The following is a 12,626-nucleotide window of genomic DNA, read 5'->3' as shown; positions in this document are numbered from 1 at the left end:
GTAGCCTTCTTGCTATGCCAGTGCTGCTCGCACTCTAGCGGGCGTGAATGGAATTCGCCGTAGCCGGCGGCCCGTAAGGTTGAAGAAGGCGTTGCCTACGGCGGCGGCGACCGGTCCTATCATTGGCTCGCCCATGCCTCGCGGTTTGCCGTCGAGCCCGAGAATGCGCACCTCGATCTCGGGCGTGCGGCGATTCGTGATGAGTGGGTAGCTATCGAAGTTGCCCGGCTCGATGACGCCGTCCTTGACTGTCATCTCTTCGATCAACGTCGAGCTCAACCCCATGACGATGGAGCCTTGCGCCTGGGCTAGGGCGCCGTCAGGACTGATGACGAGTCCGATGTCAACCGCACCGCTCGCGCGGTGTACCGTGATCTCGCCGTCGGGCTCGATGGAGATCTCCGCGACCATGGCCGCGATGGCATCGTGATAGTCCGTAGCGGCGATGCCGCGCGCGCGCCCGGCAGGCACAGAACTACCATAGCCACCAAGCTCCGCGGCGGCCTTCAGCGTAGTTCGAATCCGATCGCTGTAGAAGGAATCGTCGAGGTGGTCGAGCCTAAATTGCAACGGATCTGCGCCCGCCAATGACGCAAGCTCGTCGATGAAGCTTTCGACGGCAAATGTGTTCGCCAACGATGAAAGCCCGCGCAACGATCCGGTTTGGACGGGAAGGCGAACCGTGTTCACTCGCGTTTCATAGTGAGGAATCCCGCGATAGTGATTGATCCCGCTCATCCAGATGCCCGGATCGGCGCCCGCGATCAGCTTGAGCGGCCCGGGAAACATACTAAACAAAACCTCGCCACTCGCAACGTTGTGCGACAGCACCGAAATTCGCCCGTCGTGGAGCACCGCACGCATCAGATTTCGTTGTGCCGGTCGCACGGGCCCGCAGCGCATCTCCTCCTCGCGCGTCCAGCCCACATGCACCGGCCGCCCCGTCGCCTTCGCGAGCCGTGCGGCTTCGGGGGCGCTGTCCAAGCCCATCTTGCGACCAAAGGAGCCGCCCAGATAGACGTTATGCGCGGTGATGCCCTTGGGATCGATGCCGAGAATGTTGGCGACCGCATCACGACTGGGTTCGAGTCCTTGCGCTGACACAAAGATCTCCTTCCCGACCGGATCGACGAGCGCTGCCTCCGGCTCCAACTGCGCTTGAACCCCGAAGGGAGCGGCATACTCGGCCACGACAGCTCGCTCGTTGAGGGCTCTCTCGCCCGCGCCGCGGCGCCACACCGACGTGCACGCTTTGCTGTCAGTCACGAGCAATGCCTCGATCTCGCCCTGGTTCCAGCGCCTGCCTTCGTCCCATTGAACCGACAGAGCCTGCACGGCACGGCGGGCCTGCTCGCGAGTGCGCGCCGCGACGCCAGCGAAACCCGCCTTGACGTCGATGACGACTGCTTCCACGCCGGGCATCGTCTCGGCCCCGTCCGCAGCTGCGGAGACCATTCGCGCCTCGATCGTCGGTGCGCGCGCGACTGCGCCGTAGAGCATCCCCTGCCTGTGTATGTCGTAGGCATAGACCGGCTTGCCGCGTAGCTTGTTTTCGAAATCGATTCTGGGCACGACCTTGCCGATGTAAGTAAACTCGGAGGGCGACTTGAGAATCGGCTGATCGGGAGGGTTCGGCCAAGCACTTACGCCGTCGACGATTTCTCCGAACGTCAGCCGCCGGGCAGGGTTCGCTTTGACCCTCACGCCGCCGGAGACGGCTTCGAGTTCCGCAATAGGTACGCGCATTTTATTGCTCGCCTCGCCAAGCAGCAGGGCCCTCATGCTTGCCGCCGCCAAGCGCAGGGGAGCGTATGAAGACATCACCGAGAAGCTGCCGCCGGTAAGGCTGGTGCCAGGCGGTCCGAAAGCCGTGCTCGACGGACGCACGTCCATCTGCTCCCATCGAGCTCCGAGCTCGTCGGCGGCAATTTGCGTCAGCGCCGTGTGAATGCCCTGACCCATCTCTATCTTAATGACGTTGAAACGCACGACGTCATTCGGCATGATCTCGAACCAAGCATTGGGATCTGCCGTGGGTCCGCCCATACCCGAACTCATAGTGCGCTCGACCTGTCCTGCAACAAAACGATGTATACCGTCGCGGCCCAGCGCAACACCGAGCACGAGGCCCACGCCCGCAACTCCCGTGCCAATGAGAAATCCGCGTCGGGTGACGCGCAAACGCTTCGTCGCGGTATGATCAGACATTGTTATCCCCGCAATAGATTGGCCGCTCGCGCCACGGCCGCACGCACGCGAATATAGGACCCGCAGCGACAGTAGTTGCCATCCATCATGCTGATGATTTCGTCGTTAGTCGGCGCGCTGTTCTCGCGCAGCAGCGCGGCGGCCGTCATGATCTGCCCAACCATGCACCAAGCGCATTGCGGCGCCTGCTCGTCGATGAACGCCTGTTGCACAGCGTGAAGCGGATCGCCATCGCGCGCTAGTCCTTCAATCGTGGTGACCTCCGCATCCAAGACGCTGTCCACGGAGGTCACGCACGCGCGCGCTGGCCGGCCGTCGATGTGCACTGTGCACGCGCCGCAAATGCCGACCCCGCAACCAAACTTCGTACCTGTCAGCGCCGCGCCGTCGCGTAGCGCCCACAGCAGCATCCCGCCCGCGTAGTCGTTGTTGATCTCGATAAGCTCGCTATTGACTCTCAGTTGCATGACCGAACCTCTCTATCAGATCGCGCCCCCTTGACGGGACCGCCCAGGCGCGCCGGCGCTTTTCCTTGGATTTCTCACGAATACCGGATGCATTGGGGTTTCCAGTAGAAACTTAGTTTTCCGACAACGAGTTCTGTTCGCCAGAAGAAAGTCGCGCTGCTCGCCAGCGTAGACAACACAGCTGAAGCGAAATGGTGGTCGACGCGGCGTAGTCACTTCCGGCCCAAGCCGGCCTTTGCAAAACCCATCATCTCGCGGCCCCTCGACAGCGCCCGAAGGCCGATGTCGATTGCAGATGGCTCGGATCATTTCAAAAGCTACCCCTCCTATCCGAGAGCGTCCCGTAATTAGAATACTCGGCCTTCTTTTATGCGTGTCTTCGCCTGTAGGTCGGACGAAGCTGCGCCGGGCAATGTCTGATTACTCAAGGTTTGCAAGATCCTTGAGGCGAAGATGGAGCGTCGCGTGGCCGATTTTTGCAGACAGCAACACAGGAATGTACATGTTGGGTACATTCACAGCCCCAAATGTCACCTCGATCTCACCCTGAGCCCTGTTCGGTGTCACTGCCTGCGAATCGCGCGCACCTCGCATTTCTCCGGCGATTGGTGTTATCCGCAATTCACAGGCGGTAAGCGCCCTGACATATGGGCTGTGCTTCGCTACCCGGGTTTGCTTCCTAGCTAACGCGACGTCGAAACGACGCAAGCCGTCGAACACCGGTATGGTGCGGTCGCAAAGCCCGTCCTCGCCCTTCTCATCGGCGCTAGCCGCCGGTACGAATAAAGCGCTGAGGGGATCGACGATGCTCTTCAGGTGCTCCGGCGTGATTTGTGCGCCCCAGGACCCAGGTTTGACCGGAGGGTCAATCGTCATCGTCTTGACCGCTCCTTTATCCATAACCAGGGTAATTTTTTGAGTCCGGTGGCTTCCTTGATGGGCAATTGCAAACGTAAAGGGAAAAAGGCGGCCCTGTCTGTGAGTTCCGCTCGACACCGCCTCGCCGGTCGCCGAACCCAATAGCCTCCCGGCACCAGAGATTCGATAGTTCACGCGGAAAGAATAGGTTTCCCCTTTCATAACAATCAAAGTTTCTGCGTATGCAATAGTAAGGCCGGCAAGGGTGACCTCATAATTGGCGCGTATTTTGCCGTCCGCGGCTGCGAAGGACGCCTGCGTAAAGACAAGAAAGATGATCGCCCGACACAGCGTTGCTGAAGCCGAGATTGCGGCGCCGGTCGTGCTCTGGGACGAGCCAAATTTCCTTCGGCAGGGCCGCGCCCCTGCCGCAGTCAAATCCGATACCACTACCTCAACTCCCGGTAATTGCAGAACGATAGTCCATCCTGTTGCAAAGGTGCTCGTAAAATGGCGGCCGTCATGGCCGCACTACTGATTGATGAACCGCTATCGCCGAACGCTCCTGACAGAATTTGTGCTTTGATTGCTCTAATATCTTCGAACCGCCCTTTACGGCCGCTGCGACGATTGCGTCCTTGCTTTCGAAGTGGTGATGGAGATGGTCGGAGTTGTTTCCTCGTCTCCGTGCAATTTTCGATGAAACCTTAACCAGGGACTCGACCCGGGCGATAACCGCCAAGTTTTGGATTGTTACGGGGTGTAACAAATCTAAGATTGTCTGGGACGAAGAGTGGAGAGATAGACTAGAACATGGACCGATCTCCGCACATTCTGATAGTCGACGACGATCCAAAGATTCGAAGCGGGCTCTCGCGGTTTCTAACCGGGCAGGGTCTGCGCGTTACGGCAGCTTGCGACGGCCGGGATATGCTGACTAAACTCGCCACGGCAAAAGTCGACCTCATCATTCTCGATGTCATGATGCCGGGGGAAAATGGATTGTCGCTCTGCCGCAAGCTGAGCGGTGACAGCGCTGTTCCGGTCATTCTGTTGACGGCGGTTGCTGGGGAAACGGACCGGATTATCGGCCTTGAGATCGGAGCCGAGGATTACGTCTGCAAACCATTCAGTCCGCGCGAATTGCTTGCGCGCATACGCGTAGTCTTGCGGCGACGCGAATTCCGTGAATCGAGCAAGCCTAACACGAAGACGCGATATGAGTTCAGCGGCTGGATGCTGGATGCACGTGCTAGGACACTGACGTCGGCTACGGGTGGCCACGTCGAACTCACGACAGGCGAATTCGATATGCTACAAGCCTTCGTCGAACATCCAAATGTTGTGCTGACTCGCGATCAATTGCTAGATCTTGCGCGCGGTCGGTCAAGCTTCGCTGTTGACCGCGCAATTGACGTTCAAGTTATGCGGCTGCGACGCAAGCTAGAAGCCGATCCCCAATTGCCGCAGCTCATCAAGACCGTTCGGAATGGTGGCTACATCTTCACGCCCGAGGTGCGCACCGATGTCGAGCCCTTGCCTTAGCTTCAATCGTGCCGGGAGCTGGTTGCGCCGCCCCGGCTTAAGTCGGAGGATAGCCGTCGCTATGGTGCTTTCGCTTGTGGCGATTCAGGCGCAGGCATTTCTTCAGTTTTGGTTGCTGAGAGATCCTGAATTTCGACTCGTTGGCACGCGCTGGCTGGCAGAAGCGACGCGCGACGCCGTGACTGAAACCTTCGCAGCGCCAGCCGATCATCGCAGCTCGCTCCTACGTCAGAGGGCGGACGACAACTTGATCCGGTTCAGTTGGGGCGCGCCGCCTGCATGGCCGGACGAGAGCGGCTCGCCCCTGGTAGCGCGATTAGCGGCGACGCTGCGCGACATGCTGCAGGATAAGGCTCAAGCCATCCGCATCAGTGTCACGAACCTCCACTTCAAATCCCCGGTCGGTCGAGCGCGCGTCGTGCTCATCCCGGACGACGCAGGAGCGCGATTAGGGACCTTGCCTGTCCGCGCAGACGAGCCCGACATTCTCATTCCCGCAAGTGCGCGCATTGCCGTGCAGGGCGTGGACGGCACCTGGGTTAGCGTCGAGCCGATCGCTTTTACGGACGGTGCCCTTGGGTCGAGCTTGCCGTATGCGCCGCTCGTTGCTGGCGGAATGATCATCGCCTTGGTTTCCACATTCATGGCGCGGCGGCTTGTGGCGCCCTTGGATAGGTTGGTGGTGGCTGCGGAGCGCATCGGCGCAGCGCGAGAACCGGTGCATGTCGAAACTGCGGGCTTGCATGAATTTTCGGCTGTAGCGCAGGCCTTTGAAGACATGCAGCAACGGCTGTTGCGGTTCGTGGACGATAGAACACATATGCTGGCAGCCATTTCCCACGATTTGCGTTCATCGCTGACGCGATTGAGGTTGGCGGCAGAGCAATGTCCTGGTGAGGACGAGCGGGCGGCTTTATCGGCTGAAATAGATGAGATGCGAATCATGGTCGACTCAACGCTGGCATTTGCCAGCGGAGAGGCACGCTTGGCGCCTAACAAGCCGACAGATATAGCGGCGCTGCTGATCAGCCTCGTGGACGAAGCAACCGATGCCAACCGGCTCTGCTTCTATGAAGGCCCCAATCATATCGAAACAATGGGCCATCCTGTGTCGCTTAAGCGCGCATGCTGGAATATAATCGATAACGCCTTAAAGTATGGCAAGACCGCGAAAGTTGAACTGTGGGTTGGAACTTCGACTATCGAAATCATCGTAGACGACGAGGGCCCTGGAATTCCACAGGCCAGTCTCGAGGATGTTTTTGCACCGTTCCGACGCCTCGACCCATCGCGAGGGCAGGAGACACCGGGCGTCGGTCTTGGTCTGACGATTGCTCGTGATGTGATTCAAAGCCACGGGGGGACGATCGCTCTTGCCAACCGCTCGGGTCGAGGGCTGAGGGTAGTGCTGCGACTGCCTAGACGATGACGAGCCGCTTCCTCCGCGGGCGCGGCCGCGCTGCCGGGCGATCTTAGCTTCTCCAACGTAACCCTGAGATGATCTCGCCGATCGCTATTGTTAAATCTTGTTACACGATCGAACTTGCCGGTTATTGCCCCGGCCCATTGCCCCATTATCCGTGAAGGCGATGATGGAAGCATTGAACGATATTTTTTGGGTGTCAGCGCCGCTCCGACCGTCGGCATTCGCAATGCGGCTGGCGTTCATTAGGTCGACATCCTGCAGCAGTTCCTTATTAGGCCGTGCTCGTTTGTCCGATCCGAAGCTCGCCCGAGCCGCTGTGATCTATTCGACGATACAAATTGTTGTCTCCGTTACTCGTCAACGGCGATGGAGCCCTGTTCCGATCCATGCCCGCACGGAACGCGCCGCGACCTGATCCCGTGGCAGCGCCGCGGCCGGGTATAAAGTGAATGCACACGGGGGAATTTATGAAATATAGCGGCCAAGCAACCGCACTGGGCCTTTTCCTTCGCGCTGGCGCGGCGAGCATGGGTGCCTCCCTCTCGGCGTGCGCCAATGCACCATTGACGCAGAGCGGAAGTCTGCCCTCCTACGAGAATCTCCGGTCCAGTGATGGCGTCCTTACACGCACGCGGCAGGCAGTCGACAGGCAGGTTTTGCTTGCCGCGAAGTCAGTCACGATTATGCCCAGTACGATATCCGACCATGCGAGACAATCTGGACTTTCCGAAAAGCAACTTCGCCTTGTGACAAATGCCGTCGACCGCGCATTGTGCGCTGGGCTCAGTGCACGGTTCGAAGTCGTGACGTCGGACAAGCCGGCCGACCTTACCGTGCATGCCGTCGTCACCCACCTTGGAAAGACTGATGTGGCGATGGCCGGCGCCTCCAAGGTTGTCGGCATCGGAGGATCGGTCGTCAGCGCGACAACAGGCGTGCCTGTTCAAGTGCCCCGCATTCCCATCGGCATGGGTGGCCTCTCCGTCGAAGCCCAAGCAAGCACTCCTCAGCGTCAGCAAGCTGCTGCGATGATTTGGGCACGAGGCGCGGATGCTGTGACCACCCGACCGCGCCTCTCCGAAGAGGCCGACGCTTATACGCTCGCCACAGAATTCTCGCTTGATTTCGCCAAGCTTTTGGTGACCGGGTCCGACCCCATCAATAGTCCTGTACCGTCGCTGCCGACGGTACAAAGCATCAACGAATTCTTCGGAGGCAAGCTGAAGCATGTTGCCTGCGAACAATTCGGAACCCAGCCAGGCTTAGGCGGTGCGTTGGCTGGGGTGATCGGTGTCCCGCCAGATTGGGCCGACGCGGGGGCGCGATGAGTGCATTGGCCGATCATGAAGGCTTAAGCATTCGAGAAGGGGCATATCTGTTTAACTGGCCGTACCTCGGTCGGCATCCTACGACATCGCGTGGTGCTCGCAATGGCTTTGGATTAGTTTCGCGAAGTCTTCCATTTGCCGCCCAATCCGCGCAGGAAGCGTCAAATATTCACTCGATGGACGGTTCGTGTTCGGGGTTTATGAGTCATCGCCTTAGTTCACAGATGTGTACGCAGATTGCGCGCGGTTTAAAAATAGCAATGAACTGTGAAATGATATCAATGCTGCCCAAGATAGGATTGGACCAGCTTTGTGTCATTCAGAAAATCAGGCCAACCACCGCACCTGATGCTGTGCGCGATGCGACCCGTCGACATCACATACGCGCGCTGCGTGACGCTCGATGCAATTGCAATATTCTGTTCGACGAGAATGATGCTCATTCCCTCAGCACAGAGCCGACTTAGTATATCGAGAATCGATTTGACGATCTTCGGGGCAAGGCCCGTCGAAGGCTCATCCATGATCACGATATCAGGCTGCAACAGCAACGCACGCGCGATGGCGACCATCTGTTGCTGGCCGCCGCTCAACAGATCACAACGCGCTGAGAGTTTCTCGCCAACGGCCGGAAACAATGCGACGATCCGATCAAGATCAAACTTTCGAGGGCGGCCCGCACCGGCGCATATTGCCAACCGCAAATTCTCGCGGACCGTTAGTTCTGTAAAAAGATTGCGATTCTCGAGAACGAAAGCGATACCCTGGCGCGATCGCGCGTGCGGCGGCACTTTCGCGACATCTCGACCGTCGATGGTGATGGTCCCGCTACGGGTGGTAAGCAGCCCAGCAAGCACTCGCACCAGTGTGGTCTTCCCGGCTCCATTGGCTCCAACCAGACCAACCATCTCACCGGCTGCAACCGTCAAGTCTATCCCATGCAGGACGTTCGGGATGCCGTAGCCGGCGACTAAGTTGGAAACGCTGAGCATAATCAAACTCCAAGATAGGCTTCGCGGACCATCGCATTATCCTGGACCTCGCTCATGGGGCCCGCGCAGATAATTCGTCCGAAATTCAGAACATTGATGTGCGACGTGATGCGCATCAGGTCCATGTCGTGGGAAACCAAAAGGATCGCGATGCCATCCGCTGCGATGAGATGCAACTTTTCGATCATCGCTTCGATTTCGGTGGTGGTCAGCCCGGACGATGGTTCATCGAGCATGAGAAGCTGCGGCCGGCTTTGACAAGCGCGCGCGAGCTCGAGAAGCCTTCGTTGTCCTGCCGGCAACAGCGCTGCTTCGCGGGAGGCGACGTCGCTTAGATCGAATTTGCGGCAATTTTCGAGTGCCGATTGCCTCGTCTCCTCCATCTCGCGGCGAGAGTGGGCGGTGTTCAGAAGACCGGCCCATAGCCCGGATGATGTGCTCTTATAGGAGCCCACCATGATGTTTTGCTCGACCGTCAGACGATCGAATACCTTCGGCGTCTGAAACGTTCGAACGACACCCATGCGGCTCCGCGCCTGAACGCTCTCATGACCGATGTCGACACCGCGATACAGCACGTGGCCGCTGGTTGGGCGGACGAATCCTGAAATGATGTTGAACAACGTAGTCTTGCCCGAGCCATTCGGGCCCATCAGCCCGGTAATACCGGTTGCGGCAACGTCAAAGGTCACTTCTTCCAGCGCTTTGAACCCGCCGAACGTCTTGCCGATCTTCTCGACTCGCATCAAAGGCACGACGGTCATGATGTCGACTCCACCGGCCGACCAAATTTGCGTTTGATCTTGGTAAGCCCGCGCAACATCAGTCCGTGCAGGCCCGCAGGAAAAAATACCACCGCACCAACTAGCGCGAGACCGAATAGCACCCGGTGGATGTCTCCGAACAGGCTCAACGCTTCTGGCACCAAACCGACGAACAGCGCGCCGATCAGCACACCCGCCGGCGCCGCGGCACCGCCCAAAACCGGCACAAGCAGGAAAAAGACCGAACGGTCGACGCCGAAACTGTCAACATTGACGAAGCCGACATAGTGCGCGAACAGGCTACCTGCGATCGAGCCGAGCCCGCTTGAGATGACGAACATCCATAATCGCAATTGCCCGATATCGATGGACATGACCATCGCAGCTTCCGGTGCATCGCGCATCGCCTGCATCGCAAGCCCGATCCGGCTTGTCATCAAGCTGCGCATCGCGAGCACACAGAGGACGGCGAGCGGCCACACCAGAAAGTAGAATTTAGTCGGCGTATCCAGCGCAAATAGGCCGAGCGTTAATTTTGGCACGCCGGGGATACCGAGCGTTCCGCCCGTGAAAAACTCGGCTTCATAGAAAATATTGGTACATATGATCCCGAGCGCGAGCGTCGCAAGCGCGAGAAAATAGCCGCTCAGACGCAGGATCGGACGGCCTATTACAAATGCCAACGAAACCGATACGACGAGCCCGGCAAGAATTCCGACAGGCGCGGGCAATCCAAGCCGCGTCGAGCAGAAGGCGCTACTGTAAGCACCCAGACCGTAAAACGCTGCCTGACCGAGATTGACGATGCCGCCCTGCCCAAGAAGGAAACCGACGCCTGCGCCCGCGATCGCGTAGAGGCCGCAGAACACTAATAGATCGACGGCATGCCGCTCCAAAACGAAGGGCGTTATTGTCCAACATGCCGCAAGCATGGCATATCCCAATAGCTTCATCGACATCATCCACCTTTGCGCCCGGCCCTGCCGAGAATGCCGTCGGGCACGAGGATCATGATGACGATCAGTGCCGTCAGCGCGATCGCATCCTTCATCCCCGACGATATGAATACAATCGAAAACGATTCGAGGATGCCGATCGCAAGGCCGCCGACAAGTGCGCCCAGCGGGTTCGTCAAACCGCCAAGCACGGCCGCAGCAAAGCCTTTCAACGTCAGCGCGGGGCCCATCTGATAACTGACGCCGATCATCGGCGTAATCAGCAGTCCCGCAACCGCCGCCATCAGGCCGCCTAAAGCAAAGGTGGCGGTTCGCATCAGCCGAACATTGATGCCGGTGGTCGCAGCGCCGTCCGGGTCGATCGACGCCGCCATCATCGCCAGGCCAAAATCGGTGTATTTATAGAATAATCGTAAGGCGACGAGCATCGAAGCCGAAATGGCAATCAACCAGAGAGCCTGCTCACGGATGATTGCGTCGAAAAGCTCATATACTTCTTCGCCGAAGGCCGGCAGCAGGTGCTCCTCCCGGCCGAACACGAAAAGCACCGCCGCCGACAGCGTAAAGCCTAGCCCGACTGTCAGTAACAGGAACGACTCTTCGCGGGCGTTTCGCTTGAATAGGCGGCGTAGCAAGGCGACATCGACCAGGATCGAGATCAGCATGGCCCCTGACATTCCAGCGACCACCGCGAGCCAAGTCGGCCAGTGCGCAATCTCGACGCAGTAAACTGCAGTGGCGGCACCAACCACAGCAAGTTCGCCCTGCATCGCATTGATCAACCGGCTTCCCTTGAAGATCACGGCCATCCCGAGCCCAATTAGTGCATAGATAAGACCATTGGTAACTCCTGTAATCAGCGCCTGAGTCAGAAGCATCCCGGACATGCGTTGAACCCTTCGCTTCGATCGACGTCAACGGCCCGCGATGAACGGCAACCGTGTGAACTTGCCTTTATCCAACTTCGAGAAGGTATAGCTCCCTAATGTCAGGCCGGTGAGATCCGGCGCCGAGAAATCGAACGGGGCCATTGCGCCCTGGAACGGACCACGAAGTGCTTCGCCGATCTCGGCAGGGGTGGCATTAGGCCCAGCTTTTCCGATTGCCGTCGCAACGGCATTCACGGCGTCCCAGCCGCTAGCCTCCATCGTCTTCGGCAAGGTCGTATATTCCTTGCGAAATGCTTCGACGAACGCCGCTTGATGCGGCAGCGGATCTTCGGCGACGAGAAACTCTGCAAATATGATGTTGTCGGCGGCGTCGCCCATGGCGCGGACATATTCATACGACGCCGTGCCAAGCGCGGACATCAATGGTACGTTGAGGCGGATCTGTCGGGCGTTGCGGAACGGCGTTGCTGAGTTACCGATCACGAATACAACGTCAGGGGCGGCGGCCTTGATCTTTGCGGCTTGCGTCGTGACGTCCGTTGCGCCGACTTCCCATTTCTCTGTCGCCACGAAATCGACGCCGTAGGACGCGTTCACTTCGCGAAGCTTGGCCATGACGATGTTGCCGTAGGCGGAGTCGTGCAGAACGCCGACCTTCTTCGTCTTCATCTCCTTGGTCACGTAGTCCAACAACGCACGCGCATTTAAATCCTGCGATGGCAGCATATGGAAAACACTGCGCCGTTGCTTTTCCATTTCCAGACCAAGCCCGGTGAACGGCATTACCGGCATCCTTACGGGATCGGCTACGCCGCCGACCGACAACGTGCTCGCCGTCAGCGTGGGGCCGACAATTGCCTTGACCTGTTGTGTGAAGATCAGGTTGTTCGCCTTCGTGACGGCCGTGTCGGGATTGGAGCCGTCGTCCTCTAGTATCAGCTGAAGCGGCCGGCCCTTGATGCCGCCATTCGCATTTATTGTCTTGATGGCAAGCTGGACGCCATTGCGCTGGGGAATACCGACGCCCGCGCCGGGGCCAGTCGATGACAGGATTGCACCGATCTTAATGGGCTCGGCACTTTGCGCGTAACCAGTTCGAATCRGCGCCGGCACAACAAGGCCGCCGAGAAAAATACGCCGCGATATTGCGTTGACCATGATATCCTCCACTGGTGGTTTATTTGCCGTTTCG

The 12,626-nt window shown here is 58.7% G+C and carries 11 protein-coding genes; 3 read left to right on the top strand and 8 right to left on the bottom strand.

Features of this window, described 5'->3' with window-relative positions; translation table 11 throughout:
- Nucleotides 1-12: 12 nt before the first annotated feature.
- From AC1DUY_RS04925 to AC1DUY_RS04915, 3 genes are all read right to left on the bottom strand, one after another.
- Nucleotides 13-2,208 (bottom strand): xanthine dehydrogenase family protein molybdopterin-binding subunit, encoded by a 2,196-nt coding sequence (locus tag AC1DUY_RS04925; RefSeq protein ID WP_478112669.1) that lies wholly within the window; start codon nt 2,206-2,208, stop codon nt 13-15.
- Between the two features lie 2 nt (nt 2,209-2,210).
- The gene (locus tag AC1DUY_RS04920; RefSeq protein WP_478112667.1) at nt 2,211-2,675 is read right to left on the bottom strand and encodes a (2Fe-2S)-binding protein; all 465 of its coding nucleotides are present in this window, start codon (nt 2,673-2,675) and stop codon (nt 2,211-2,213) included.
- Between the two features lie 420 nt (nt 2,676-3,095).
- Nucleotides 3,096-3,983, bottom strand: coding sequence for a DUF3108 domain-containing protein (locus tag AC1DUY_RS04915; protein WP_478112665.1), 888 nt, complete (start codon nt 3,981-3,983; stop codon nt 3,096-3,098).
- A gap of 363 nt (nt 3,984-4,346) precedes the next feature.
- On the opposite strand from AC1DUY_RS04915, the gene AC1DUY_RS04910 reads away from it, so the two are divergent.
- From AC1DUY_RS04910 to AC1DUY_RS04900, 3 genes are all read left to right on the top strand, one after another.
- The gene (locus AC1DUY_RS04910; protein ID WP_478112663.1) at nt 4,347-5,078 is read left to right on the top strand and encodes a response regulator; all 732 of its coding nucleotides are present in this window, start codon (nt 4,347-4,349) and stop codon (nt 5,076-5,078) included.
- Nucleotides 5,079-5,139: 61 nt separating this feature from the next.
- Entirely contained in the window at nt 5,140-6,507 is a 1,368-nt protein-coding gene (locus AC1DUY_RS04905; RefSeq protein WP_478112661.1) for an ATP-binding protein, read from the top strand.
- Between the two features lie 464 nt (nt 6,508-6,971).
- Nucleotides 6,972-7,832 carry a DUF3313 domain-containing protein gene (locus AC1DUY_RS04900; RefSeq protein ID WP_478112659.1) on the top strand — a complete coding sequence of 287 codons (861 nt, stop codon included), beginning with the start codon at nt 6,972-6,974 and terminating at the stop codon, nt 7,830-7,832.
- A gap of 278 nt (nt 7,833-8,110) precedes the next feature.
- On the opposite strand, the gene AC1DUY_RS04895 is transcribed toward AC1DUY_RS04900, so the two are convergent.
- Genes AC1DUY_RS04895 through AC1DUY_RS04875 form a run of 5 tightly spaced genes read right to left on the bottom strand, consistent with a single transcriptional unit; the run spans nt 8,111 to nt 12,592 of the window.
- Nucleotides 8,111-8,824: an ABC transporter ATP-binding protein gene (locus AC1DUY_RS04895; RefSeq protein WP_478112657.1), complete on the bottom strand. Its 714-nt coding sequence runs from the start codon at nt 8,822-8,824 to the stop codon at nt 8,111-8,113.
- Between the two features lie 2 nt (nt 8,825-8,826).
- Entirely contained in the window at nt 8,827-9,588 is a 762-nt protein-coding gene (locus AC1DUY_RS04890) for an ABC transporter ATP-binding protein (protein WP_478112655.1), read from the bottom strand.
- The gene (locus AC1DUY_RS04885) at nt 9,585-10,550 is read right to left on the bottom strand and encodes a branched-chain amino acid ABC transporter permease (protein ID WP_478112653.1); all 966 of its coding nucleotides are present in this window, start codon (nt 10,548-10,550) and stop codon (nt 9,585-9,587) included. The genes AC1DUY_RS04890 and AC1DUY_RS04885 overlap by 4 nt, the downstream gene beginning before the upstream one ends.
- Nucleotides 10,547-11,431 carry a branched-chain amino acid ABC transporter permease gene (locus AC1DUY_RS04880; RefSeq protein ID WP_478112651.1) on the bottom strand — a complete coding sequence of 295 codons (885 nt, stop codon included), beginning with the start codon at nt 11,429-11,431 and terminating at the stop codon, nt 10,547-10,549. The genes AC1DUY_RS04885 and AC1DUY_RS04880 overlap by 4 nt, the downstream gene beginning before the upstream one ends.
- A 27-nt stretch (nt 11,432-11,458) precedes the next feature.
- Nucleotides 11,459-12,592, bottom strand: coding sequence for an ABC transporter substrate-binding protein (locus AC1DUY_RS04875; RefSeq protein ID WP_478112650.1), 1,134 nt, complete (start codon nt 12,590-12,592; stop codon nt 11,459-11,461).
- Between the last annotated feature and the right edge of the window lie 34 nt (nt 12,593-12,626).

This window comes from Tardiphaga sp. P4_G1, from assembly GCF_056401215.1.
This window is presented reverse-complemented; position numbering and strand designations above follow the sequence as displayed.